We start from the raw sequence: 25,696 nt of genomic DNA, 5'->3' as shown, positions 1-25,696 counted from the left end.
TTTGTCGTTGTACCAAAGATTACCGTATAAATATACTGTTCTCCTAATTAAAATTTAAGAGGCAAATCGCGTGAACTCTCCCTTGTCACCTCCGATGCTAGACGCTTTAACAGCGGTTTCCCTCGACGATAAATATACGGTCGACAGAGGTCGGGTCTATATAAGTGGAACGCAAGCGCTGGTCAGGTTGCCAATGTTGCAAAAGCAGCGTGATCAATTGCACGGTTTGGACACCGCTGGTTATATTTCCGGCTATCGTGGGTCCCCACTGGGTGCGCTTGATCTGGCTTTATGGAAAGCAAAAAAACACCTGGCAGTCAATAATATTGTGTTCCAGGCGGGGGTCAATGAGGAACTCGCCGCAACCGCAGTATGGGGAACACAGCAAACCAATTTGTGGCCAACTGGCAAGCACGACGGAGTGTTTGGTATGTGGTACGGAAAAGGGCCAGGCGTAGATCGATCTGGCGATGTCTTTAAGCACGCCAATTCGGCGGGTACGTCGCCACATGGCGGAGTGTTATTGCTGGCTGGTGACGATCACGCTGCTAAATCCTCTTCAGTGGCGCATCAATCGGAGCACGCACTAATTGCCGCTGGTATTCCCGTTTTGTATCCATCCAGTGTGCAGGAGTATATCGATTACGGTCTACATGGTTGGGCCATGAGTCGCTATTCGGGATTGTGGGTTGGTATGAAATGTGTGACCGATGTGGTCGAGTCGACAGCCTCGGTTGAAATGGATCCGGAACGGGTCAAGATTGTGTTGCCAGACGATTTTGCGATGCCTGAAGGCGGCGTCAGTATTCGCTGGCCGGACCCACCGCTAGCGCAAGAAGCCAGATTATTTGACTATAAATGGTATGCCGCTCTTGCGTATGTCCGTGCAAATAAACTCAATCGCGTCGTGATCGAGTCACCGGTTGCGCGCTTTGGGATCATGACTGCCGGTAAGGCTTATCTGGATGTGCGTCAGGCGCTGGTTGAACTCGGACTGGATGATGAGACCTGTAGCAAGATCGGTATTCGTCTACTAAAGGTCGGTTGCATCTGGCCGCTTGATGCGCAAGATGCCAGAGCTTTTTCGACCGGACTGGAAGAAATTTTGGTGGTGGAGGAGAAACGTCAAATCCTTGAATACGCATTGAAAGAAGAGTTGTATAACTGGCGTGATGACGTGCGGCCCAAGGTGTACGGAAAATTCGATGAGCGCGACAATGAAGGTGGTGAATGGTCGGTGCCACGTGGTGACTGGCTATTGCCAGCCCGTTATGAGTTATCACCGGCTCTGATTGCCAAAGCCATCGCAACGCGACTGGCAAAAGCTGATCTTCCGGATGATATTCGTGCCCGTATTCAAGCGCGTATGGCGATCATTGAAGCCAAAGAAAATGACGCCAAGAAAACGCTCGCCGTGACCGAGCGGCCACCGTGGTTTTGTTCCGGTTGTCCGCATAACACTTCTACCAGAGTCCCGGAAGGATCGCGGGCCGTGGCCGGCATTGGTTGCCACTATATGTCCATGTGGATGGATCGTAGTACCGAGACCTTTAGCCAAATGGGCGGCGAGGGCGTATCCTGGTTAGGGCAGATGCACTTTACGCACGACAAACATATTTTCGTTAATCTCGGTGATGGTACCTATTTCCATTCGGGTCTGTTGGCGATCCGCGCTGCAATTGCAGCTAGCGCAAATGTGACCTACAAAATTCTGTATAACGATGCCGTGGCAATGACCGGTGGTCAGCCAGTGGATGGCATATTGACGGTGCCCCAGATTGCCCATCAGATGCACGCAGAAGGTGCGCAAAAGATTATTATCGTCACCGATGAGCCAGAGAAATACACTGTTAAAATTCGGTTACCAGAAGGCGTTACCGTCCATCACCGCGATCAAATGGATGATCTGCAACGTCAGTTGCGTGATACGCAGGGAACTTCGGTATTAATATATGACCAGACTTGCGCAACTGAAAAACGCCGCCGCCGCAAGCGTGGCACTTATCCTGATCCAGCGCGTCGGGTGTTCATCAACGACGCGGTGTGCGAAGGTTGTGGCGATTGCTCGGTCAAGTCAAACTGTCTTTCAGTAGAGCCGCTGGTCACGCCACTGGGTACCAAGCGCAAGATTAATCAATCTTCGTGCAATAAGGATTTCTCGTGTGTGAATGGATTCTGTCCTAGCTTCGTGACGGCAGAAGGCGCGCAGATGCGCAAGCCAGCGAGCAAATCCAAAGGACAAAAAGCTGGTGGTGAAACGCCTGATTTTACATTGCTGCCGCGTCCCGAGATCCTGCCGTTAGCGTCAGGCTATGGTATTTTGGTAACCGGTGTGGGCGGCACTGGCGTGGTCACTATTGGCGGCCTCATTGGCATGGCGGCGCACCTTGAAAATAAAGGCGTTACGGTATTAGATATGGCCGGCTTGGCGCAAAAAGGTGGGGCTGTTGTCAGTCACATTCAAATTGCGCCGACACCGGATGAAATTTACGCCACCCGTGTTGCCATGGGCGAGGCAAGTCTGATTATCGGCTGTGATGCAATTGTTTCGGCATCAGCGGATGTTCTGTCGAAAACCCGCCGCGATATCACACGTGCGGTCATCAACAGTGCGAAAACGCCGACTGCAGAATTTCTCACCAATCGGAACTGGGCTTTCCCTACGACTGAAACTGAAAATGCATTACGTCAGAGTATCGGGGATGCGTGTGAATTTTTGGATGCCAACCAGCGCGCGTTGATGCACCTTGGTGATGCGATTTACGCTAACCCATTGCTGCTTGGCTTCGCCTGGCAAAAAGGCTGGATTCCGTTAGCCTATGAAAGTCTGATTCGCGCCATTGAATTAAACGGTGTTGCCGTGGAAAAAAATAAGCTGGCGTTCGATTGGGGGCGATATCTGGCGCAACATGGATCAGAAAAGCACGACGATCTGGCGTCTTCGGCAACCGAAAGCGCTATTGTGATGCATTTGCCAGAATCGCTCGACAAGGTCATCACACATCGTGAAAGCTTGCTGCGTGCCTATCAAAATCAGGCTTATGCCGACCGCTATCGTGATGTTGTTGAACGTATTCGGTTCAAGGAAAAAGAAATCAACGAAGGGTCGCGCAGCGCACTCGCTATCGTGGTTGCACGGAATCTGGCAAAGCTAATGGCTTACAAAGACGAGTACGAAGTTGCTCGCTTGTATTCAGAGCCAGCATTTCTTGAAAAAATACGAAGTCAATTTGAGGGTGAACCGGGCAAAGATTACCAACTTAAATTTCATCTTGCGCCGCCGCTACTGTCTAAGCGCAATAGTCAGGAACAATTGATCAAGCAGGATTTTGGATCATGGATGCTGCCAGCATTTCGTGTGCTTGCTAAGTGCAAAGGCTTGCGTGGAACACGCTTTGATATCTTTGGTTACTCTGAAGAGCGCAAAACAGAGCGTTTCCTGATCGAGGACTATATTCAGATGATTAATGAGTTTAGCGTTTCATTGACCGTTGACAACATCGCGTTTGCGATCAAACTAGCGAATATCCCCGATGAAATTCGTGGCTTTGGACATGTCAAGGAACGCGCCATAGAGGCAGCGGATAAAAAACGTGGGCTCCTGCTTGAGAAATATAGAAGCGAGGTCCTCTCTCCTAAAGACGCAGAGTGGTCTACAGCGCTTTCGTTCTCAGATTCTCGCTTAATTAAATAACGGCTATCGACACCAATCTCATGACAACTTTAGAATCAACACTATCCACGCGCTCCGATGATTTCAAGGCGAACACCGTTGCGATGCAACTGATTGTTGATGACTTGAAAGCCAAGGTTGCCCTTATCGCCGATGGCGGCGGTGCAGCGGCCAGCGCCAAGCATATCGCCCGCGGCAAATTATTGCCGCGTGAGCGTGTCCAGATGTTACTCGACCCGGGTACGCCGTTCCTCGAATTATCGCAACTTGCGGCTTTCGATATGTACAAAGATCAGCACGGCGTGGCAGCTGCACCGTCCGCCGGAATCATTACCGGTATTGGTCGCGTGGTCGGGCAGGAGTGTGTGATCGTTTGCAATGATGCCACGGTCAAGGGTGGTACTTACTATCCGCTGACCGTTAAAAAACATTTGCGCGCACAAGAGATCGCCGAGCAAAATAACTTGCCGTGTATATATCTGGTCGATAGTGGGGGTGCCAATTTGCCGAACCAGGATGACGTGTTTCCCGACCGGGATCATTTCGGGCGGATTTTTTATAATCAGGCGCATTTGTCCGCTAAAGGTATTCCGCAAATCGCAGTCGTCATGGGATCTTGCACCGCTGGCGGTGCGTATGTTCCCGCCATGAGCGATGAGTCGATCATCGTCAAAAATCAGGGAACCATCTTTTTGGCTGGACCACCGTTGGTTAAGGCGGCGACCGGCGAAGTCGTCAGCGCTGAAGACTTGGGCGGCGGCGATGTGCACACGCGGTTATCAGGTGTCGCTGATCATCTGGCGCAAAATGATTTACATGCGTTATCTCTGGCGCGCACGATCGTGTCGAATCTGAATCGTCAAAAGAAATGTGACATGGCGATGCGCGAATCAGTAGAGCCAAAGTTTGCAGCACAAGAATTGTACGGGATCATCCCGACAGATGCGCGCAAACCGTTCGATGTACGCGAAGTCATTGCACGCATCGTTGATGGCAGCGATTTGACGAATTCAAGGCGCGCTATGGCACGACGCTGGTATGCGGGTTCGCCCACATTCACGGCATACCCGTCGGCATTATTGCCAACAACGGTATTCTGTTTTCAGAGTCGGCGCTGAAGGGAACACATTTTATAGAGCTATGCTGTCAGCGCAAAATTCCGTTAGTGTTCTTGCAGAATATTAATGGCTTTATGGTGGGCAGAAAGTACGAGAATGAGGGTATTGCACGTAACGGCGCCAAGATGGTAATGGCAGTGGCGACCGCCGCGGTGCCAAAATTTACCGTGATTATTGGCGGTAGTTTTGGTGCTGGCAATTACGGTATGTGCGGTCGTGCATTTTCACCGCGCTTCTTATGGATGTGGCCAAACGCGCGTATATCGGTAATGGGTGGCGATCAGGCCGCTGGCGTACTTGCGACGGTCAAGCGCGATGGTATCGAAGGAAAAGGTGGTGCATGGAGTGCCGAGGAGGAGGCAAGTTTCAAGCAACCGATTAAGGAGCAATACGAGCACCAGGGCCATCCGTATTACGCCAGTGCGCGATTATGGGACGACGGTGTAATTGATCCTGCAGATACGCGGACGGTGCTTGGATTGGGATTAAGTGCGGCTTTGAATGCGCCGATTCCCGATACCAAATTTGGTGTTTTCAGAATGTAAAGATGTGCGTAATCACATCATGTGCGCCCAACACCGGTCTGTCTGTTTTCCCTAAAAGTTTTTCGAAAGTACGTCATGTTTACAAAAATTCTGATCGCTAATCGGGGAGAAATTGCCTGTCGGGTTGCTGCCACTGCCCGCCGAATGGGTATCAAAACGGTCGCCGTTTACTCCGAAGCAGATGCCGATGCCAAGCACGTTGCCATGTGCGATGAAGCGGTGTTGATCGGACCATCTGCGGCCAAGGACAGTTATTTAAAAGCCGATGTCATTCTGGCGGTTGCCAAGGCTACTGGTGCGCAAGCGATCCATCCCGGATACGGCTTCTTGTCTGAAAATGCCGGATTTGCTCGCGCATGCGAGGACGCTGGCGTAGTCTTCATCGGTCCACCAGCATCTGCAATTGATGCAATGGGTTCGAAGTCTGCCGCCAAGACACTCATGGAAAAAGCCGACGTACCGCTGGTACCCGGTTACCACGGCGAGAATCAGGAGCCAGAATTTTTGCAGGTTCAGGCAGACAATATGGGTTATCCGGTATTGTTAAAAGCCAGCGCTGGTGGCGGTGGCAAAGGGATGCGGATAGTCGAAAAGAGCGAGTATTTTAAGGAGGCGCTCATCTCCTGCAAGCGTGAAGCAATCAGCAGTTTTGGCGATGATAAAGTATTGGTGGAAAAATACCTGGCACGTCCGCGTCATATTGAAATCCAAGTGTTTGCCGATCAGCATGGTGATTGCGTCTACCTATTCGAACGCGATTGCTCAGTGCAACGCCGTCATCAAAAGGTATTGGAAGAAGCACCTGCGCCGGGAATGACCACCACGCGCCGAAGGGCGATGGGCGACGCCGCAGTGACAGCCGCCAAGGCGGTTGGCTATGTCGGGGCCGGGACGGTAGAATTTATCGCTAATCAGGATGGTTCGTTCTATTTTATGGAAATGAATACCCGGCTTCAGGTTGAGCATCCGGTAACTGAAATGATTACCGGAACCGATTTGGTAGAGTGGCAATTGCGGGTTGCTTTTGGTGAAGCACTGCCAATGAAGCAAGAGCAGTTGCAGATCAATGGCCATTCAATAGAAGCGCGGATTTATGCAGAAAATCCAGAAAAAGGTTTTTTACCTTCGATTGGAACGTTACGTCATTTGCGCACTCCCCAAGCGCTCGCATTCAGGCGGAATGAATTGGCACTCACTGCTTCCGATGGCGCCACCCAAGCGGTTCGTATTGACTCAGGTGTGCGTGAGGGTGATGCCATTTCGCCATTTTATGATCCCATGATTGCCAAGCTGATAGTCTGGGGCGCTGATCGCGGGGAGGCTCTATCACGCATGGGACAGGCTTTATCTGACTATCAGATTGTTGGTGTAGCGACGAATATCGCTTTTTTAAAGCGGTTAATCGCTAGCAATGCGTTCTCAAGCGCCGACCTTGACACCGGCCTGATCGAACGGAATCAGGAGACGTTATTTCCGCCTACCAAATCGGTATCTTTCGCTTTGTTGGCATTGGCCACCGCTGTTCTGCTTGATGCGGAAAAAGAAACCACAACTAATCGTAGTGATCCATGGTCGACGGCTTCGGGGTGGCGCTTAAATAGCATCATGTCACGCTCAGTCGCCTATGTTGATGAATCCGACCATGCTGACCGTCCTGGCGATGGACGTATTTATGCCTTGACCGTCGCGTACCACCAAAGCGATTGGACAATCAGTCTTGAGCAGACTGCATCGGCGATGCGCATTATCGCGCGCGCAGGGACTGATCTGACTATCAAACTGGATGGCCAGACGGTGGGCGGTACGGTGGTGCGGGAAGGTGAGCGATTTCACGTGTTCGCATCGGGTACGCATGCCGTGCTGACCTATGCGGACCCGATGGCCCATTCGGGAGAGGCCGAAGCAGAAGCCGGCCGCCTGACTGCGCCAATGCCAGGTAAGATTGTTGCGATTCACGTCAAGAAGGGTGATGTTGTTGCCAAGGGCGCGCCATTGTTAGTGATGGAGGCGATGAAGATGGAGCACACTATTTCAGCCCCGAGCGCCGGTGTAGTCGAAGAATTGCACTATGAAGTCGGTGACCAGGTGACGGAAGGAAATCAGTTACTGACTTTGGTCAGCCTCGCCTGAAAAGCGCCGTTCGTGTTTTATAAAATGTAAAAGGGGTTCTCAGTATTGAGAGCCCCTTTTGTTTTGTCGTAGTATCTCAGACTTCAACGCTTCAGCACCGCCCACCAGATGAGGGCGACGATTAGCGCAATCAGCTACTCATTGCGGGCTTTGGAGTGATCAAACCGCCATCCACCCGATGACCCTTGATCTTCAGTACCAATATCCCTGCAATAAGGCATGCCGCCCCCATCATCATCGATGATGCATTGTATGTCCCCAAACTATTGCGTAAGGTACCCGCCAGCATGGTGGCACTCGCTGCACCCAATTGATGTCCAGCGACGATCCAGCCAAACACAATCGGTGCGGCAAGTCGGCCGAAGACATCATTTGCCAACTTTACAGTGGGTGGTACGGTTGCAATCCAGTCCAGGCCATAAAATATGGCGAAGATAGGCAAGCCATAATAGCTAAGGCCAAATGCATGTGGTAAGAAAATCAGCGCAACGCCACGTAAACTGTAATACCAAAACAAGAGCACGCGTGGATTGTATCTGTCGGATAACCAGCCGGACATGGTTGTTCCTACCAGATCTAGAAGTCCCATCATTGCAAGGATGCTGGCACCACCAACTGCAGAAATGCCATAGTCGCCGCACATCGCAATGAAGTGCGAGCCGATATACCCATTAGTGCTCATCCCGCAAATAAAGAAGCTAAAAAATAGTAGCCAGAAATCGCGTACTTTCACGACTTTGCGTAAAGCATCGAAAGCGATCGACAACGGATTTTTTAACGTAGCGCCGGCTTCCGGGTGAATCTCTTCGAGTTGACCGTAACGCTTCAAACCGATATCTTGTGGACGCTCTGGTAAAAATATGGCGACCAGAGGAATCGCTAATGCCGCCACGCTGGCGACTAGTATCGCAACCGAACGCCAGCCAAAATGCTCAACCATGTACGCCATTAGTGGCAAAAATACCATTTGCCCGGTGGCCGAACTAGCTGTTAATAATCCCATCGCCAAACCGCGTCTGGTTTCGAACCAGCGACTAACGATCGTGGCTGCGAGCGTGTTGGCGGCAACGCCACTGCCTGCACCGACCAAAATACCCCAGGCCAGAACCATGTGCCAAGGCATCGTCATAAAGGTGCTGAGCGCTGTGCCGACGGCGAGTAATACCAATGCACCTAATACGATGGGACGAATGCCGTAACGTTGCATGGCGGCGGCAGAAAATGGACCGATTAAACCGTATAGCGCAATATTGACCGATATGACAAATGAAATTGTCGTGACGGTCCAGCCAAATTCATGTTCTAGCGGCAGGATCATTACCGACGGCGTTGCCCGAATGCCGGCTGCGGAGAGCAATACTAAAAATGTGATGCCGACGACGATCCACACGTAATTAAAGCGTGTGCGCGCCATGATGGTTTGTATAGTGTTATGCATAAATAATATTAAACATGGAGAAATTTATTGTTGGCAGCATCGACGAGCGCCATCAAACTTTGATGGTTTGTTTTTCCTAATATGTGGTTAATTTCTTCCTGTGCTTTATGCCAGTTTGGCATGGCGTCTTCCCATTTACGCTTTCCTTCGTCACTCAGGCTAAGTCCGAATGAGCGTTTATCAGTCAACATTTCCAACGGTAAATCGACTGTTTGGACCCAGCCCGCGCTAATCAATGGTTTGAGAGCCCGGCTCATCGTGCTGCGATCCATACCCATATTTGTAGCTAAAGGTATGGCACCAATCGGACCAAACTGGCCGATGCGGGATAGCAGCGAATATTGACCAATGGTGAGTTCGTCAGTAGCTAGATGCTGGTCGTAAATACTAGTCATCTTACGTGTCAGTTGTCGTAACTTTGAGCAAGTGCATTCAATTTGCATATCTACCTCTTTCTATGTATGCATCTACATCGATGTATATGCACAATATAGAGGATCAATGTTGTATGTCAAGTTGATTAATCAGTTATTTGCCAATTCGAGGAAGATATTTTTATATTTTAAAAAATACAACAGATCATCAGATTTATTTTGGAAAAAGTGTTTTTAATGCTTCCAAAATTAAATCTAAAGTTTCTGAGGGTTGAACTAAAAACAATGAGAAATTAAACATGTATATCCGATCAACTATCGCCCATATTTAACATTTACAAAATTTAGTAAAACCATCAATTATCCCTTCATGACTAATTTTTTTGAGCTATTTTGGTGCATTGCATCAAAATCATTCTCAGAAAAATCTGTCTCTTAATACCTCGTAATACAACTATTCGTAGTGTACCAAAAATAGTTGTATATATTCTGCTAATTTGTAATGTTGATGCTTTAAAGTCATAGCTATATGACTACGGATCGGCTACCAGCTTACCTCTGAGAGATGATGGAATTTTTTACGAAACGAGTTAATAAGTTATTTTTTTGCTGAGGTGAGGCTTATTTTTTTATGTGGGACGAGTCTCAAAAGAAAATGTAACAAATCGATCCAGAACTGAACTTACAGAATTATCTCGGGTCATTATGCTGTGCCACAACATTGTTATGGATATAGGAAAAGTTAACAAATTTATTTCTCTCGTTTAAATATAAGTGAGTACGAGAACGGTTTATCGACGGTATTTTTGTCTTCGATACTGCGCCAGATGCCAAATGTAAATATTACTTTTCAAAAGATTAATGATGCAAAAAATTAGCTCACTGCTGTTCCTAATCTCTCGCGATTTTAAGTATTTCGCTGCCCATGCCGCGCGTTCGGTTGATGCGCAATTAATATGTGTACAGTCCTTGCTGCGCTTCGAGCGCAGGTTGTTACGGCGTCTAATGAAGACGCTACATGCATGCCATTCACATCCTTTACACCCTTCACATCCTTCTTTTAGTTCCTTCTTTCGGTTCCTTTCCTCCACTGTCCGTCACTCGCTCATCACGATTAGTCGGCCCTTATTCAGCTAAATTTTAATTAAGTTTTTATAAGTTTCGATGCGCGACGTTACTAAAAAAATAGTAACAAAGAACACATTATTTCGATTCGTGTAGAAAATTTTTAGTTTTGAAATAATTATTTTTCAACAATAATTTTTTTTTGCATCTTTTGCATATGTAAATAGCTAACAAAAATGTTTGTGGGCGTTGGATTGCTGACTTCGGAATGTCATTTGACGGTCAAGAAAGATAGTAAATGAATAAATTAAAACGCCGCGTCGGTCTCAGGCGGTTTCGCTGGAAAGCCATTTTGCTGATACCCATGTGTTCATGCGTAGCGGCTCTAGCCGATACGAGTGACTTGGTACCGACAGATACTATTCCGCTTGCCGATATCATGACGCCGGCCGCTGATTCCATTACTCCTTATGTTGGTTATGGCATAAGTTACGATGACAATTTGCTGCGATTGCAGAACTCGGGCGTTGCGCAGGGTATGGGTGCAGGGAACAATTTATCCGATGTAACACGTCGCGCGCAGTTTGGTCTGGCCCTAGACAAAAGTATTAGTCAACAACATCTGACTGCAAATTTAAATGTGACGAATGTCGAATACGAACGATTCGATCAGCTAAATCATCTGGATAAAAATGTATCCGCCAATTGGAACTGGCATGCTGGCGATCACGTTGAGGGTAACGCGGGCGTTACCTATTCACAAGGTCTGACGCCTTTCATTGACTTCCATTTGCTGGAAGCTAATATACGGACGCAAGAGACTGCGTATGTGAATGGATCGTGGTTATTCCATCCTAGTTGGCGCGTGCATGCAGGCCTCCAACATAGCAAATTATGGTATGACCTGGCATCGCAACAAACGGGTAATAACGCACAGAATCAAACCGAATTTGGAATCGATTATCTTGCCGCCAGCGGCAGCACTATCGGACTCCAATTGCGTCACACACGCGCAGATTTTCCGAATCCCGAACAGAGTGGCGGCGTATCAGTTTTCAATGGTTATAACCAGGATGAAATCAAGGCAAAAATAGATTGGTTGTTAACGGCTAAAACGCGTCTTCACTTCTTTGGTGGATGGGTGAGCAGAAAGCAAGATGCGTTTTCTGTACGTGATTTTAAAGGTTTCAATTCCCGCCTTTCTGCAGACTGGTTACCGACCGAAAGACTGGCTTTTACTATCGCTGCCTGGAGGGAGATTGGCGCAGTGGATGATCTATCGACGGTCTACTCCTTAAATCACGGCGCTAGTGTGGCAACCAGTTGGCAGTACTCGGAAAAAATCCGCGTGGTTGGGCAATTCAAATATCAGAAGAGAGATTTTAGCCAATCTTCGGCATCCGGCACTATCGGTTCTACTGATATGAATGACGTCCTCCGTAACACGGCATTGACGGTGGTGTATAACCCAACCCCAAAATGGGAGTGGCAACTATCAGGCAGTCGCAGTACACAAGTGCTCGCTGACTCTTCTGGCGGATACGTAAGCAACGGCGTCATGCTCAACACGCGTTATGCATTTTAAGGTAGGACAAAATGACCGAGAATGATATCCCCCTCGTTTCGTTCTTCAAGCGTTTGCTTGATCCCGCCATCATTCTTGGCTTGTTGTATCTGATCATCACCGTGCAGGATGAAATGTTCACCGGCGACTATTTGGCGCTGATGATTATTGCTTTCTTTATTTCATCTTTTATCTATGAACAGATTGATCTGTATCGTACTCTGCATATTGGTAACAAACTCGCATTTGCCACCGATATTTTCCTGGGTTGGTCAATTGTCGTAGCTGCATTGACGTTGATTGGCCAGGGTACCGGACTGCGCTATGAGTTCTCGGATCATGTCGTCTGGACCTGGTTCGGGCTTGCGCCATTTGCGCTTCTATTGAGCCGCTTGACCGCTTATCGACTGGCATTCAATGTGGGGAAGGACCGTGAAGTACGGACTGCAATTGTTGTTGGGTCGAACGATCCCGGCATAGATATTCTTCGTCGCCTGACGTCACGTAGCAATGCGGGTATTGACGTACGAGGATTTTTTGATGATCACGATGAAGCAACTCGGTCACCTGAATTATCAAGTCCGTACCTTGGTTTGATTGCTGACGTAGGTCCTTATGTACGTGAGCAAAAAATCAAGACAATTTTTATTTGTCTGCCGATGTCAGCACATCCCAGTTTGGCCGCCTTAATGGAGGAATTACGGGATACGACTGCATCGGTTTATTTTGTACCCGACATTTATACCTTCGATCTGATTCAGGCGCGATTGGATCACGTGGGCGGTATTCCGGTTATCGGTATTTGTGAGACACCTTTCACCGGATTACGTAGCGTTCTGAAGCGGGGGAGCGATATCGTTTTGGCGCTACTGATTCAGATTATGTTGTTGCCTATTATGTTACCCATTGCAATTGGAGTGAAATTATCTTCACCTGGTCCAATTATTTTTTCGCAGCGCCGCTATGGATTAAATGGCGAAGAAATTGTCGTCTACAAGTTTCGCTCGATGGGTGTTTGCGAAGATGGTGCAGTGGTCGATCAGGCCACCAAAAACGATGTGAGGGTAACGCGTTTTGGCGGTTTTTTACGTCGCACCTCGCTGGACGAATTACCGCAGTTTATCAATGTGTTGCAAGGTCGCATGAGTATCGTCGGACCGCGCCCCCACGCTGTTGCGCACAATGAAATGTATCGCAAGCTGATCAAGGGTTACATGTTGCGGCACAAAGTGAAACCTGGAATTACCGGATGGGCACAGGTCAACGGTTTTCGTGGCGAGACCGATACGCTGGACAAAATGCGCTCACGGATTGAATTTGATTTGGAATATCTACGCAACTGGTCGCTAGGATTGGATCTGTTGATCATTGTTCGTACCGTCAAAGAAGTGTTGAAAAAAGATAATGCTTACTAAACCGTGGTGTGAAAATTTCACAACGAAAAACGGCGGAGGAGATATCAAAGCTGATGTTGATATCAGCATTTGACGGTGGGGTTTTGACCGGGTTATTTGAGGCGCAAATGATGCGCGATGCTCTATGAATATTTAAAGGAAAATATGATGAAAATAGCCATATTGTTGTTGAGTTTTTTATTTGCAGGTCAAGCAAATATTGCTGCCGCCGCAACGCCGATTTTTCAGCTCGCTCCGCATGGCGCAAGCACGCTGCGATCAAGCCATGATGTTGATAACTATAGCGGCGCTAACGCACAGAATGTCGAGCGCGTTAGTTTCGAAATGCCGAAGTCTGAGTATCCCGCGCAATTTGGATCCTTCAGTTCGCCCGTCGCGCCCCGTGTGATCTTTTCTGCATTAGAGGGTTCGCACGACGCCTGGGCGAATACCGATGCCATCACCCGAAATTTTTCAGGCATTGGCGATGGAAGTAGCGTATCAAAAAAAATGGTGTCAAGTGTCGCAGTTGTCGATGATTCGCTGTATTACTTTCTCAAAAATTTTAAGCGACAACCGCCTCAAAAGCCTGAAATTTGGACCATCTTTTTGGTAGGGCTTGGTTTGTTGCTGTACCAGATTCGCCGTCGTCCCATGCGCTCATCGATTGGCTTTTTTCCTATATCAAAAATGATGGGGAGACTAAGTGCCTGATCGATTATTTTCTAGTCCTGATTAAGGCTGCGTTGATGAGAAAAATAAGAAAAGTGTGTTGTCGTTTGTTTATTCGTGGGAGTCGGATCTTGAATTGCTCAAAACAGTTTAATGCAACCCGCAACATTAGTTCAGCTCACCGCATAAATGGTGTAGGGATACTGATGTTGCTGCTACCTCTTGCTGCTATGGGCTTATCAGGCTGTAGTGACAGGGATAAGAATACCAGCAAGATATTGGTAAGAGTCAATGGTGGCGAGATTACGGCCCATCAGTTAGACGCGGAATTAGCAAGCGCTGGTACGGCACAGGACGGGGGCGGTACAGCGGCGGCGGTCGGACCAACCGCACGTAAGCAGGCATTGGAAGCGTTGATTGATAGGAAAATCTTGTTGGGAGAAGCCGAGCGTAACAAAGTTGATCGCGATCCAAAAGTCGTGCAGACCATTGAGCGCTATAAAACGCAGACAATTGTCCAGGCTTATCTGGAATCCGAAGCAGGAACAACCGTCAGGCCATCTAAAGAAGATATCGATAATTATTTTCGGAGTCATCCAGAGTTATTCGCACATCGCAAGGTGTTAGATATCAGTCAGTTAAGCATCGCTTCGCAAGATTTTAGTCAATCGCTTAAAGCTGTCATGGACGCAGGAACATCACTTAGTCAGGTGGAGGCGTGGTTGACTGCGCACAAAATTGCGTATGTCAAAAATGCTGTTTCCTACACCAATGCCGATCTTCCTGCTGAAGTTTTTAGCAAGCTTCAGAACTTGGGGGGAAATCATTTATTTGTTCTGAAGGACGGAGAACGAGATTTACTCTGTGCACTTACCGATTTGGTCGATAGTCCGATTCCGGCCTCACAGGCTGCTTCCCAGATCGAGCGATTTTTATTGAATAAAAAAATGCAAGAGGTCGCTGCGACAGAAATCGCACGTTTACGTCCTTTGGCCAAACTCGACTATGTGGACAAAAATGATAGCGAGAATATCGAAGAGAAATCGCATCCGGTCACGGCGTTGAATAAAAAATAGATTCGTTATCAACATGAGACATATACCGCTGAGTGACTTGATGACATTGACCATGTATGTAGTGAAATAGTGGAAAGATTTAGACGACCAGAAGATGGTAGTCAATACGACAGTAGAAAAGAAATAACTTATGAGGATGAAGGCAATGATAAAAAAATTCTACGCAGCCTTGCTGATGATGTTGCTGGTGGTATCGGCACTTTCAGCAATTTCTGCACAAGCAGCCGATATGCAGCTTGGCCCCGGCGATGGCTTGAAAATAGCAGTATTTGGCAATCCTGACCTGAACCTGGAGACCAAAGTCAGTGAGTCCGGTAGTGTGACATTTCCGCTTATCGGCAATGTCACTATCGGTGGCTTATCGACTGCGGATGCCGAAAAAAAGATCGCAGGTTTGTTAATTAGCGGTGGTTTTTTGCTCAAGGCGCAGGTCAATATCATGGTGACTGAGTTACAGAGCCAACAGGTTTCGATGCTTGGGCAGGTTTTGCGCCCCGGCCGGTATCCAATTAATGGAACACGCACCGTGACCGATATGCTGGCTGTTGCAGGTGGCGTCGGTCCTGACGGCGGCGATACCGCCACCATCATTCGTACCCGTGATGGAAAAACCAGTAAGCGAGTTGTCAATCTGGTCGATATGATCCACTCAGCTGACATGACGAGGGATCTTGATCTGATGAATGGAGACATGGTGTATGTGGATCGCGCTCCCAAGTTTTACATCTATGGTGAAGTCCAGCATCCCGGTGGCTATCGCCTTGAGCGAAACATGAGCGTGACGCAAGCGCTATCAATTGGCGGTGGCCTCACACCACGCGGGACCGAGCGCGGCTTGCGTATTAAACGCCGCGACGCTGATGGAAAAACGGTAATGATCGGCGTGCAAAATGATGATGAGCTTAAACCGGATGATGTCGTGTACGTCAAAGAAAGTTTATTTTGATAGCTATGAGCCGTGTCAACGGTTTGTCGCTTGCGATCTTATTGTTGAATAGCCCTGTTCGAGAGGTGCTCTCATGACTTTTTATCAGCTTTTAACTATCCTGCGTGCGCGCTATAAAATCGTGCTCTATACGTTGATCCTGATCGTAGCGGCAACGACTTTAGTCAGTCTGTTTTTGCCAAAAACGTATAAGGCGTCAAGCACCATGTTGCTCAACTATAAAGGGACCGATCCAGTATCTGGAGAGGTTTTGCCAGCGCAATTGGTGGCGGGATATATGGCGACACAGATGGATATTGTGATCAGCAGAAGTGTTGCTTTGAAAGCAGTCGACAATCTTGGTCTGGCTAACGATCCAGTCTTTAAGCAGCGTTTCGCCGATAGCACAAAGGGAGAAGAAACAATCCGTGACTGGCTGGCTGATATGTTGTTGAAAATGGTGGATGTATCACCCGCGCGCGAGAGCAGCGTGGTTGAAATTAATGCCAAAGGCAAGGATCCACGATTCGCTGCAGCAATTGCAAACGGTTTTGCAAATGCCTATCAGCAAGTTAATCTGGAGATTAAGGTCGCCCCGATGCGACAAGCGGCAACGTATTTTACCGGTCAGATAAAAAGCTTGCGCGTTGATCTGGAGGCTGCACAGAGCAAGTTGTCGGCCTATCAGCAGGAGCATGGATTGGTCAGTACTGACAATCATCTCGATGTTGAAACGGCACGCTTAAATGACTTGTCTAGTCAACTGGTCGCTGCGCAAGGACAAGCAATTGAGGCATCGTCGCGTGCTAATCAGGCAATGGGTAGCGGTGGCAGGGATTCGCCAGATGTGATCGCGAATTCGCTGATTCAAACGCTGAAATCTTCGTTGGCGCTGGCAGAAGGGAAATTTGCACAATTGTCAAAAAATCTGGCACCGAACCATCCACAATATCAGGCCGCAAAAGCTGAGGTTGATAGACTGCGTGCTGAACTAAATAGCAATATTAGTGCCACCAATAATGGCTCTGCAAACAACGGGCGCATATTACGGCAGCGTGAAGCAGAAGTACGCGCAGCATTAGCGACTCAAACAGCCAAGGTATTGCAACTTAACCGCGCCCGCGATGGCCTATCTGTTCTCGTCAAAGATGTCGACAACGCACAGCGTGCTTACGACGCAGTCAATTTGCGTCTGACAAAATCGGAATTGGAAGGTAATTCCAACCAGTCGGATGTATCGCTACTGAATGCAGCAACGACGCCAGTGCGTCCAGCTAGTCCCAATATTCCGCTCAACATCGTGCTGTCGGTCATGATGGGCTTGATGCTTGGATTTGCATTAGCGATATTGCAAGAGTTAGCACATCGGCGCGTGAGATCGGATAGCGATGCAGCGAAAGCATTGAGCGCACCAGTGCTTGGCACAATAAATTGGGGTAGTGCGGGACCCAAAAAAGTTGCGTCGGCCAATCGATTAGTTTCCAGCCGTGCAAAGCCAGAGATTAAAGGTTAATCAATATGGACAACTCCGTCAGCTCTATTCTTAGTCCTGCTGCAACGGTCCGAAGAGATGCAAATTTAGGCCGCATATTGCTTGAGCAAGGCAAGATTACGCTGGAGCAGTTGGCAAGCATCCGAAATCTGCAAAAGGAAGAAGGTATTCCTTTTGGTGAGGCCGCGATGCGGCTTGGAGTGATCAGCGAGACCGACATTCAAATGGCGTTGTCACGTCAATTTGATTATCCCTATTTGTTGGCGGAGCAAGGAACTTATCCCCCCACTTTGAAGGCGGCCTATCAACCGTTTAGCGCAGAAGTTGAGGCCTTGCGCAGTATCCGTAGTCAGTTGATGCGGCGTTGGTTTGGGGAGGGTAACAAGACACTGGCGCTTGTCAGCGTCAATCAGGGCGATGGAACCAGTTTGCTGGTAGCCAATCTGGCAGTCGTCTTCGCGCAACTGGGCAAACAGACATTGATCGTCGATGCCAATTTGCGTACGCCAAGTCAACACAGTCTATTTAATTTGCCCTCTGGAGATGGATTGGCGGATGTGTTGTCAGGCAATGCCGGTTTACATCTGCTCTCTCCTATGGAAGCGTTCATTGACCTTTCTTTACTTCCCGCAGGTTCAATGATGCCGAATGTTGATGAGTTGATGAGTGGTACGGCATTAGGTTTGGTGAATGAAGCTCTGTGCGACCGTTTCGATATCATTTTGTATGACACACCAGCATTTGCAACCGCCGCTGATGCACTGAATATTGCTGCGCACGCGGGCGGCGCATTGGTAGTGGTGCGAAAGAATTACACAGGTATTACAGAACTCACCGCCTTTAGTGAGCAACTCCGCCACAGCGGTACCGAAATTGTAGGTTCAGTGATCGTCACTTTTTGACGCACGAGCCATTGTATTTCTTTGGTTGTGTTATCGATTATTAGCAATAACGGATATGAAAAGAATGTCGCAAAACAAAGTAGATACAAAAATCATGTTCTACGTTGCTGCATTGCTTCCCGCTTTAGCGGTACTTACATGTATTTAGTATTCTTTGCATCACTATAGGTTAATCAGTCGTATGCAATATTTATCAAGCATCAGGAATTTTATTTTTCCTCGTCAGGTCAGTGTGGCAATTCCGGATAAGAGTCTGGTATTTTGGATCTTGATGGTAGCACTAGTATATCAAGCAGCCCTGTGCGCGATCCATACCAACGTGCATCCGATTTCTATGTCGGGTGTCGGATTGGCTGAAGGCTTTATCTACCTCTCCTGCCTTATCGTATTGGTCAAAAGCATCCGGCTTGAATTCGTTGCCGTTGCCACGCTGGTTGGCGCGTACTTGTTTCTGATGGCCATTTTTCGCAATCAACTGGACCCGAAAGGATTCAGGGATGTGATGATTCCTATCCTGTTTTACGGACTTGGACGTCAGATCGGTGACCTCAACTATGCTGATCGTTTATTGAAGATGATGGTCGTGGTGGTGCTATTTTTTGGATTTTTCGAATTGCTATTCCTGGATTTGTTTTCTCGCATTTTTAATATCTTTTCTTACTATGTCAGCCAAGGCAGTTTGGCCGCGGGCTCCAACTGGGCTAAGGGTAGTGTACTGGGATTGAACGGGATGCGGCCTGAAGGCATCGGGCGCACGATTTTCCCGGCGCTACTTGGAAATCACCGGGTATCGTCCATCTTTTTGGAGCCTGTATCGCTTGGCAATTTTGCGGTGATCGTCGGTGCCTGGGGCTTATGCAAGCGACGTGAAGAAATCAAGGAAATGCTGTTCTTTCTCTTCTCTGCCGTCACGATGATTGCATTGAGCGACTCGCGCTACGGAATGATTACGGTAGCAGCGCTGGTATTGATGCGCTGCGTCCCATTCTGCAAAAAAAATGTCTGGATGATTGTCTTGCCAGTGCTTAGCGTCGGGATGCTGTTGAGCATCGCCATATTCTTTGACGGTCGCTATAGCGACAGCGTGATCGGACGGCTTTATGTCAGTGGAAAAATGTTGCTGAATATGAATCTTGGCATGATTTTTGGCGTAGATGGATTCGATATCAGTTTCGGCGACATGGGTTATCCCTCTTTATTGACCCGCCTTGGTTTGGTCCTATGCCTCTTTTTGTGGCTCTCCTTTTGGATGCTCAAAATGGAAGATGAAAGAGGTGATCGCTTTCGGGCCTATATCACCCTGTATATGTCCCTGATCCTGTGCGTCAGTGGCACTTCGTTATTTGCATTAAAGACTGCTGGCATTCTTTGGTTTCTGGTCGGCTGTCTAGTCGGCCGTGAAAAGGGAGCGCTGTCAACGCTCCTCGAAATCGCTTCTAAACCCTCCCGCACATAAAAGGAATCTCACATGCCTATTAAAGTCGTGCACATTGTGCGTCAGTATTCTCCTTCCATCGGTGGCATGGAAGACGTTGTGCAAAATATCGCCCGACAACAGCGCGAACACCACGACCAGATTCCGAGGATTATTACGCTCAACCGATTGTTCAGAAACTCTAGCGAATTTTTGGCTCCTGAAGCGGTTGTCCACGGTGTGGGCGTGGTGCGTCTGCCTTTTCACGGAACTACCCGATATCCGCTATGTCCCCAAGTACTGAAGCATGTCGCCGATGCTGATGTCATTCATGTCCACGGTGTTGATTTCTTTTTTGACTATATGGCGTTGACAAAGCCTTTACATCGTCGACCGCTTGTGGCCTCAACGCACGGTGGATTTTTTCACACAAAATTTGCATCGACACTTAAAAAAGTCTATTTCAATACAGTAACGCGCGCCTCCTCAATGGTGTACGACAAAATTATTGCCACTAGCGATAATGATGGTGACATTTTTAAAAAAATTGTGAAATCGCCTAAATTGGCAGTGATCGAAAACGGTGTCAATGTTGAAAAATACAGGAACCAGGCAGCACCGACGCCAACGCAGACGCTGATCTATTTCGGGCGCTGGTCTATTAATAAAGGGTTGCTCGAAACGCTTGCGTTATTTGAACAGTTAGAGACGCAACATCCGGGCTGGAAACTCATTATTGCAGGACGGGAATACGATCACACTGCAGACGAGTTACGTACCTGGTTGCGTGAGCATCGACTGGCCGATGTAGTCCAAATAGTACCTAATCCAACGGATGATGAGTTGGCTGCACTCATTGGGCAATCTAGTTACTTTGTTTGTTTGTCGCGGCATGAAGGTTTCGGTATTGCACCGATTGAAGCAATGAGCGCTGGGTTGACACCAGTTCTCAGCGACATTCCCCCATTTCGCAATTTGGTCGAACAATCTCAAAGTGGCATGTTACTTTCGGCAGAAAATACCAAAGATAACATTGAACAGCTTCTGCATTTGCACAAAGAAAACCAACGTAACTATATAGCGGGACGGACGCATATGCAGCAATTTGCGGATCGTTATAACTGGCGACATATCGCCAATAAATATGTGGATGTTTATAAAAATCTGATGACAAGTTAAGGCGCACCAGTCTATTAAATTTAATTTAAAAAATATTTATAAAATAGCTAACTGTCTGATGAAAAATGATAAAAACGAGAATTGATGCGATTACCGGTTTACGCGGATTAGCGGCGTTGATGGTGGTCTACGCCCATGCAGTGAGTTGGTTTTCTCTTCCACTGAAAATAAATTTTTCAGGCGAAATCGGCGTGATGATTTTCTTTTCATTAAGTGGTTTTTTGATGGCGTATCTATATATCGGAAAGAATTTTTCAGCGCTGGATGTGACGAATTATGCGATATCCAGATTCTCTAGGATAGCGCCCGCTTATCTTGTGATTCTTTTTCTTTCCTACATCATCTACACACATATTGATCCGAATTTTATCTACGAGATATCAAGCAAAAATATTCTGCGCCATCTCTTGTTCTCCGGCAACGTATCCGTTTTTTGGAGTATCACACCGGAAGTTGAATTCTATTTCTTGTTCGTCATTATCTGGGCCGCTGCAAGCCGTTACACAACACGATTTGATATCGTCGGCATTCTATTTTTAGTGATCGGAAGCGTGCTAATTTTGTCTTATCGGGATGTTTTTCCAGGGACTTTTATTGGTGGAAAACTACACTATTTTTTGTTTGGTGTCATAGCTGGTGTGATCCGATCAAGTATTAAAACAACGCAAGATAAAAAATCAATCACTGCATTGCACGCAGTGTTGATCGGATTGATGATCGTGATGGAAAGTGGAGTCCTACCGCTCCCATTTTTAAGCAATAAAGAATTTTATAGCAGTATTTTGACAGCCGTGGTTGGCGCGGTTCTAGTATTTAGCTTTACGTTTCCCTCCGCAATCGCAAAATTATTATTCGAAAATAAGTTTATTGTTTTCTGCGGCGAATGTAGTTTTTCAATTTACTTACTGCATATGCCGGTCATTTATCTATTCCAGAGATTACTTCCGGAGAAGAGCAACGATCTGGTGTCGATCTCGCTTCAAATTATTTTTCTGGTCATATTTTCCGTCATTGTCTTGATTGTCTCCTGGCTTAATTTTCATTTAGTTGAAAAGCCTGGAGCGCAGTTGATTAAAACGATGGGAAATAGCTTTAAGAAAAAAATACTTCCGTTATTTCCAATGACATCTAATGCCCAGCCTCTTTTCTGTGAAAGTGATGAACGATGAAGAAAATCTTCTTAAGGGCGATGCTTAAAAATGCAAGTCGCTCCTATGCATTTGCATTTTCCCGCATAGCGCGAGGCGCTTTTTCCATTGGCATGTTTATAGGATGCTTTCTTATGACGCATTTGGCAGTTGCTAATTGTCTGGATAACAAACGGCTGGTTGGCGTCAATTTGAGTGGTGCAGAGTTTGCTGCTCAGAAGCTGCCGGGTACGGTTTTTAAAGATTATGTTTATCCTGATATCGCCGATATGCGTTATTTTCAGTCGCTGGGAATGAATACCTTTCGGCTGCCGTTTCTATGGGAGCGAGTGCAACCTAAATTGTTTGGTGCACTTGATTCCGCTGAGTTAAACAGGATTGTATCCACGGTGGCCGATGCCCGTTCCATCGGCGCTTGTGTGATTCTGGATGTGCATAATTATGGTGAATATCGCAGCAAGCCTATTGGCTCTGTTGATGTCCCGCGTGAAGCATTTGTCGACCTATGGACGCGTCTTCAGCCCTCTTTCAAAGACCCTGCCAATGTTGCGTTTGGTTTGATGAACGAACCCAGTAAATTGCCGACCGCTGAGTGGGCAGCAACCGCGCAGGAAACCGTTCTAGCCTTGCGAAAAAAAGGTGCAAAGAATCTGATTTTAGTTCCTGGAGGAGGCTGGAGTGGCGCGCATTCCTGGTTTTCTAAGGATGCAGGCACCTCAAACGCCGACGCGTTTAGGTCATTTCACGATCCTGCCAATAACTACATGCTCGAAACGCATCAATACGCAGATGCTGATTCTTCTGGCACCAACAACTCCTGTGTTGATACCGCTCGCATGAAGACGGTCATGGCCAACATCACGCAATGGGCAATTTCGACCAAGCAACGTCTGTTTCTGGGTGAATTTGGTGTGGCACCAAACGAAGCGTGCCTGAAAGCCTTATCAGCATTGGTTGACGGCACCAAAAACACTTCTGCATGGGGTGGTTGGACATACTGGTCTACCGGTAGATGGTTAGGTAGCTATCCGTTCAGCATCCAACCCGATGAGAACGGAGAAAAGCCGCAAGTGGAGATATTGAAGCGGGCCATGTAGCGACTGGTAGAGGTTAGAGAGTTTTTACTATTGAGTAGAAGCTTATGAAGCAGAAGCCGAAACGGGGAAAAAATGAAAGTAGAACTGGATATAAAGTTATGGAAATGGGCGCAATAAAGCAAAAAAAAGCGGGTGGCGTCGCGTCAGGATCGATCTGGTCGATTGTGGATAACCTCGCCCAGCAGATATTGTCATTCGTCATCTTTGCGGTGCTGGCGCGCTTTTTGGCACCGGATGCATTTGGTTTGTTGACGGTCGCCCATCTTTTTATTCTATTTACCCGTCTTGTCGTATTCGATGCGATAGCGATGCCGATCGTGCGCACCAAAGAACCAAATGACCGTCTGTATTCGTGGGTCTTTACTTGCTGCACATTGGCAGGATTAATCCTTGCAGGACTAATGTTTTTCTCGGCCGGAGTGGTGTCCTCGTTATTTCGTGCTCCAGATTTAAAAACTGTTTTGCAGGGGATGAGTGCTTCTGTACTTTTCTACGGTCTGGTGCGCGCTTATGAGGCAAGGTTGGTGCGCAATATGATGTTCCGTCAACTGGCTATTCGTTCCATCCTATCGGTATCGATTGGCGGTGTGGTCGGCATCACGCTGGCAACCAAGGGCTGGGGCGGCATGTCGCTGGTGGTGCAACAAGTGACCGCATCCGGTCTTGGCCTGGCGCTGGTGGTGGCCCAAAGTCGCTGGTTGCCAAGGTTGGTATTCGACCGTGCATTGATGCGTAGATATTGGGATGATGTTCGTCAGGTAGGAATGTCGGGTGTGCTCAGCTTTGCCAACACCAACGGCGACTCTTTATTAGTCAGTATATTTCTTGGGCCGTATGCAACTGGTCTTTATAACTTGGCTAAGCGGGTGACGTCAGCCGTGTATCTGGTGATTGCCAGTTCGATGCACAAAGTGGCGCTGCCGGTGTTTTCGAATGCAGGGACGGATCTGGCAGCATTGAGAAAGGGCTATTTAAAAATACTCGGTATTACGTTCTTTTGCGTTGCGCCGCTGTTGTGTTTTCAAGCCGTGTTAGCGAAACCTCTGATAACGGCTGTGTTTGGGGCGAAGTGGTTACCTGCAGCGCCAACTATTGGCGCCCTTGCAATTTTGTATCTCCTGTCATCCATCACCCAGTTAAATGACTACCTGTTTTTTGCAATGGGGAAAAATCGTATACCGGTAATGGTTGGCATCGCCCAATTAATGTTGGCAACCGCATTGTCTGCAGCCTTCTATCACTTTGGACTGATTGGTATGAGTCTGTCATTTTGCGGTGCTTTTTTGCTGGTATTCCCTATTTCACAAACCTTGCTCAATCGCGCACTTGGTCTGGACGTTCGCATGATGTGGTTTGCGCTGGCACCGCCTTTGGTGGGCAGCATCATATTGTTTTTGGGATTGGGTGCTTATCTTCTAATGATGCCTCCACACTTTACCGACGTGACGCTGGTTGCGGGAGGCGTAATGATTGTCTGCTTGCTGTATCCATTTATCGTAGCTATTACTGGTTGGAAAATTCGCGCAGTGAATAGTTCATGGCACGAGATGTTGCTTGCTGCTTTGCGATTCCGTCGTTTTTTTGTGCGCTAAATGGCGTCTTAAGAACATACGGAAATGGATTGTACTTTTATGGTGTTGAGGTTTTTTCAGGAGTGGGTCATGAGCGAAGAAAAATTTATTCCGATCGCGGGTTACCCGGTCATTAAAACCACTTCACCAGTGTTGGCCAGGTATTTGCGCCAAATAGTGCAGGGCAAAAAGAAAGTGTCACTATTTTTTGCAAATACCAATTTCATCGTTCAATGTCGCTATCTTTTGGGAACGATGAAGAGCGATTCGGTAGCGATTGTTAATGATGGTATTGGAATGGATATCGCTGCGTTTCTATTTCGTCGTGACAAATTCAAAGAAAATTTAAACGGTACAGATTTCATACCGTATTTCTTTTCTTGCGCGAAAAGACCGCTACGGGTGTTCATGTTGGGAGGAAAGCCTGAAGTCCTCGCCAAAGCAGCGGAACATGTCCGCATGAACCTTGGACAAACGGTCGTTGGTACTTGCGACGGTTATACCGGGATTGAACATGATCATGCCGCGTTGATTAAGGCGATCAATTTGGTTGAGGCAGAAGTGGTATTAGTGGCTCTCGGCAATCCGATTCAGGAGGAATGGATACTGTTGAGTCGCCAGACATTGCATGCAAATGTCGTGATCGGCGTTGGTGCATTATTCGATTTTTGGAGTGGGGATAAAGCGCGAGCGCCTAGTTTGATCCAACGCACACGTCTCGAATGGTTATATCGATTGTGTCTTGAACCACGTCGACTATTACGCCGCTACACCATTGACATCATGCGATTTCTGCTTTTGTGTCGCAAGCATCGGGGCGATAGTTCCAACAGACATACAAACCATGCAACAAACCTGAAAGCCTGAAGTGGAATGTACTGAATTTGCTGGGCGAGGGATAGATAGCAACCTGATCATA

Annotated in this window: 17 protein-coding genes and 1 pseudogene; 16 read left to right on the top strand and 2 right to left on the bottom strand. The window is 47.6% G+C overall.

All coding sequences use genetic code 11. The annotated features are described in order from the left end of the window. Positions 1-70 precede the first annotated feature (70 nt). The 3 genes and pseudogenes from ACXX82_RS02830 to ACXX82_RS02820 all read left to right on the top strand — a co-directional run bounded on the left by ACXX82_RS02830 (position 71) and on the right by ACXX82_RS02820 (position 7,466). A complete protein-coding gene (locus tag ACXX82_RS02830; RefSeq protein WP_458562369.1) occupies positions 71-3,694 on the top strand; it encodes an indolepyruvate ferredoxin oxidoreductase family protein in 3,624 nt (1,207 codons plus the stop codon). A 20-nt stretch (positions 3,695-3,714) separates the two neighbouring features. Next, positions 3,715-5,336, top strand: a pseudogene (locus ACXX82_RS02825) (carboxyl transferase domain-containing protein). A 75-nt stretch (positions 5,337-5,411) separates the two neighbouring features. Then, on the top strand, positions 5,412-7,466 hold the full coding sequence (locus ACXX82_RS02820; protein WP_323507569.1) for an acetyl-CoA carboxylase biotin carboxylase subunit: 2,055 nt from the start codon (positions 5,412-5,414) through the stop codon (positions 7,464-7,466). 130 nt (positions 7,467-7,596) lie between these two features. Here the strand turns inward: ACXX82_RS02820 and ACXX82_RS02815 are convergent, their stop codons facing one another. Both ACXX82_RS02815 and ACXX82_RS02810 read right to left on the bottom strand, forming a co-directional pair. Further along, the gene (locus ACXX82_RS02815; protein WP_322239826.1) at positions 7,597-8,904 is read right to left on the bottom strand and encodes an MFS transporter; all 1,308 of its coding nucleotides are present in this window, start codon (positions 8,902-8,904) and stop codon (positions 7,597-7,599) included. An 8-nt stretch (positions 8,905-8,912) separates the two neighbouring features. Then, positions 8,913-9,299, bottom strand: coding sequence for a MarR family winged helix-turn-helix transcriptional regulator (locus ACXX82_RS02810; protein ID WP_323519024.1), 387 nt, complete (start codon positions 9,297-9,299; stop codon positions 8,913-8,915). Between the two features lie 1,342 nt (positions 9,300-10,641). Between ACXX82_RS02810 and epsL the strand changes: the two genes are divergently transcribed. From epsL to ACXX82_RS02745, 13 genes are all read left to right on the top strand, one after another. Next, positions 10,642-11,928 (top strand): XrtB/PEP-CTERM-associated polysaccharide biosynthesis outer membrane protein EpsL, encoded by a 1,287-nt coding sequence (gene epsL / locus ACXX82_RS02805; RefSeq protein WP_458562368.1) that lies wholly within the window; start codon positions 10,642-10,644, stop codon positions 11,926-11,928. Positions 11,929-11,939: 11 nt separating this feature from the next. Further along, entirely contained in the window at positions 11,940-13,322 is a 1,383-nt protein-coding gene (locus ACXX82_RS02800; protein WP_322239820.1) for an undecaprenyl-phosphate glucose phosphotransferase, read from the top strand. 144 nt (positions 13,323-13,466) lie between these two features. Further along, positions 13,467-14,015: a hypothetical protein gene (locus tag ACXX82_RS02795; RefSeq protein ID WP_323507141.1), complete on the top strand. Its 549-nt coding sequence runs from the start codon at positions 13,467-13,469 to the stop codon at positions 14,013-14,015. A gap of 164 nt (positions 14,016-14,179) precedes the next feature. Then, positions 14,180-15,049: an EpsD family peptidyl-prolyl cis-trans isomerase gene (locus ACXX82_RS02790; protein WP_458562367.1), complete on the top strand. Its 870-nt coding sequence runs from the start codon at positions 14,180-14,182 to the stop codon at positions 15,047-15,049. A gap of 136 nt (positions 15,050-15,185) precedes the next feature. Further along, positions 15,186-15,995, top strand: a complete 810-nt coding sequence (gene epsE / locus ACXX82_RS02785) for a polysaccharide export protein EpsE (RefSeq protein WP_458563950.1) — start codon at positions 15,186-15,188, stop codon at positions 15,993-15,995. Positions 15,996-16,068: 73 nt separating this feature from the next. After that, on the top strand, positions 16,069-17,487 hold the full coding sequence (gene epsF, locus ACXX82_RS02780; protein ID WP_322239814.1) for a chain length determinant protein EpsF: 1,419 nt from the start codon (positions 16,069-16,071) through the stop codon (positions 17,485-17,487). 5 nt (positions 17,488-17,492) lie between these two features. Next, positions 17,493-18,368 carry a cyclic di-GMP-binding domain-containing protein, MshE-related gene (locus tag ACXX82_RS02775; protein WP_322239812.1) on the top strand — a complete coding sequence of 292 codons (876 nt, stop codon included), beginning with the start codon at positions 17,493-17,495 and terminating at the stop codon, positions 18,366-18,368. Between the two features lie 271 nt (positions 18,369-18,639). Then, complete coding sequence (locus ACXX82_RS02770; protein WP_458562366.1) at positions 18,640-19,824, top strand: polysaccharide polymerase; 1,185 nt, start codon at positions 18,640-18,642, stop codon at positions 19,822-19,824. 12 nt (positions 19,825-19,836) lie between these two features. Then, entirely contained in the window at positions 19,837-20,961 is a 1,125-nt protein-coding gene (locus ACXX82_RS02765) for a glycosyltransferase family 4 protein (protein WP_458562365.1), read from the top strand. Between the two features lie 65 nt (positions 20,962-21,026). Continuing rightward, entirely contained in the window at positions 21,027-22,130 is a 1,104-nt protein-coding gene (locus ACXX82_RS02760) for an acyltransferase family protein (RefSeq protein WP_458562364.1), read from the top strand. Between the two features lie 113 nt (positions 22,131-22,243). Further along, positions 22,244-23,206, top strand: coding sequence for a glycoside hydrolase family 5 protein (locus ACXX82_RS02755; protein ID WP_458562363.1), 963 nt, complete (start codon positions 22,244-22,246; stop codon positions 23,204-23,206). Positions 23,207-23,250: 44 nt separating this feature from the next. After that, a complete protein-coding gene (locus ACXX82_RS02750; protein WP_458562362.1) occupies positions 23,251-24,798 on the top strand; it encodes a lipopolysaccharide biosynthesis protein in 1,548 nt (515 codons plus the stop codon). Positions 24,799-24,867: 69 nt separating this feature from the next. Continuing rightward, positions 24,868-25,644, top strand: coding sequence for a WecB/TagA/CpsF family glycosyltransferase (locus ACXX82_RS02745; RefSeq protein ID WP_322239801.1), 777 nt, complete (start codon positions 24,868-24,870; stop codon positions 25,642-25,644). Positions 25,645-25,696: the final 52 nt, after the last annotated feature.

Source organism: Glaciimonas sp. GNP009 (genome assembly GCF_054343755.1).
Note: the sequence above shows the minus strand (reverse complement) of the source record. Positions and strands in the feature narration are given on the sequence as shown.

What these genes read in the sequence shown, in the direction of transcription:
- epsE (WP_458563950.1), top strand. Translation starts at nt 15,186, where the DNA reads ATGAAGGCAATGATAAAAAAATTCTACGCAGCCTTGCTGATGATGTTG.
- ACXX82_RS02775 (WP_322239812.1), top strand. Translation starts at nt 17,493, where the DNA reads ATGGACAACTCCGTCAGCTCTATTCTTAGTCCTGCTGCAACGGTCCGA.
- ACXX82_RS02750 (WP_458562362.1), top strand. Translation starts at nt 23,251, where the DNA reads ATGAAGCAGAAGCCGAAACGGGGAAAAAATGAAAGTAGAACTGGATAT.
- ACXX82_RS02815 (WP_322239826.1), bottom strand. Translation starts at nt 8,904, where the DNA reads ATGCATAACACTATACAAACCATCATGGCGCGCACACGCTTTAATTAC.
- ACXX82_RS02760 (WP_458562364.1), top strand. Translation starts at nt 21,027, where the DNA reads ATGATAAAAACGAGAATTGATGCGATTACCGGTTTACGCGGATTAGCG.
- epsL (WP_458562368.1), top strand. Translation starts at nt 10,642, where the DNA reads ATGAATAAATTAAAACGCCGCGTCGGTCTCAGGCGGTTTCGCTGGAAA.
- ACXX82_RS02765 (WP_458562365.1), top strand. Translation starts at nt 19,837, where the DNA reads ATGCCTATTAAAGTCGTGCACATTGTGCGTCAGTATTCTCCTTCCATC.
- ACXX82_RS02810 (WP_323519024.1), bottom strand. Translation starts at nt 9,299, where the DNA reads ATGACTAGTATTTACGACCAGCATCTAGCTACTGACGAACTCACCATT.
- ACXX82_RS02745 (WP_322239801.1), top strand. Translation starts at nt 24,868, where the DNA reads ATGAGCGAAGAAAAATTTATTCCGATCGCGGGTTACCCGGTCATTAAA.
- ACXX82_RS02820 (WP_323507569.1), top strand. Translation starts at nt 5,412, where the DNA reads ATGTTTACAAAAATTCTGATCGCTAATCGGGGAGAAATTGCCTGTCGG.
- ACXX82_RS02790 (WP_458562367.1), top strand. Translation starts at nt 14,180, where the DNA reads ATGTTGCTGCTACCTCTTGCTGCTATGGGCTTATCAGGCTGTAGTGAC.
- ACXX82_RS02770 (WP_458562366.1), top strand. Translation starts at nt 18,640, where the DNA reads ATGGTAGCACTAGTATATCAAGCAGCCCTGTGCGCGATCCATACCAAC.
- epsF (WP_322239814.1), top strand. Translation starts at nt 16,069, where the DNA reads ATGACTTTTTATCAGCTTTTAACTATCCTGCGTGCGCGCTATAAAATC.
- ACXX82_RS02755 (WP_458562363.1), top strand. Translation starts at nt 22,244, where the DNA reads ATGACGCATTTGGCAGTTGCTAATTGTCTGGATAACAAACGGCTGGTT.
- ACXX82_RS02800 (WP_322239820.1), top strand. Translation starts at nt 11,940, where the DNA reads ATGACCGAGAATGATATCCCCCTCGTTTCGTTCTTCAAGCGTTTGCTT.
- ACXX82_RS02795 (WP_323507141.1), top strand. Translation starts at nt 13,467, where the DNA reads ATGATGAAAATAGCCATATTGTTGTTGAGTTTTTTATTTGCAGGTCAA.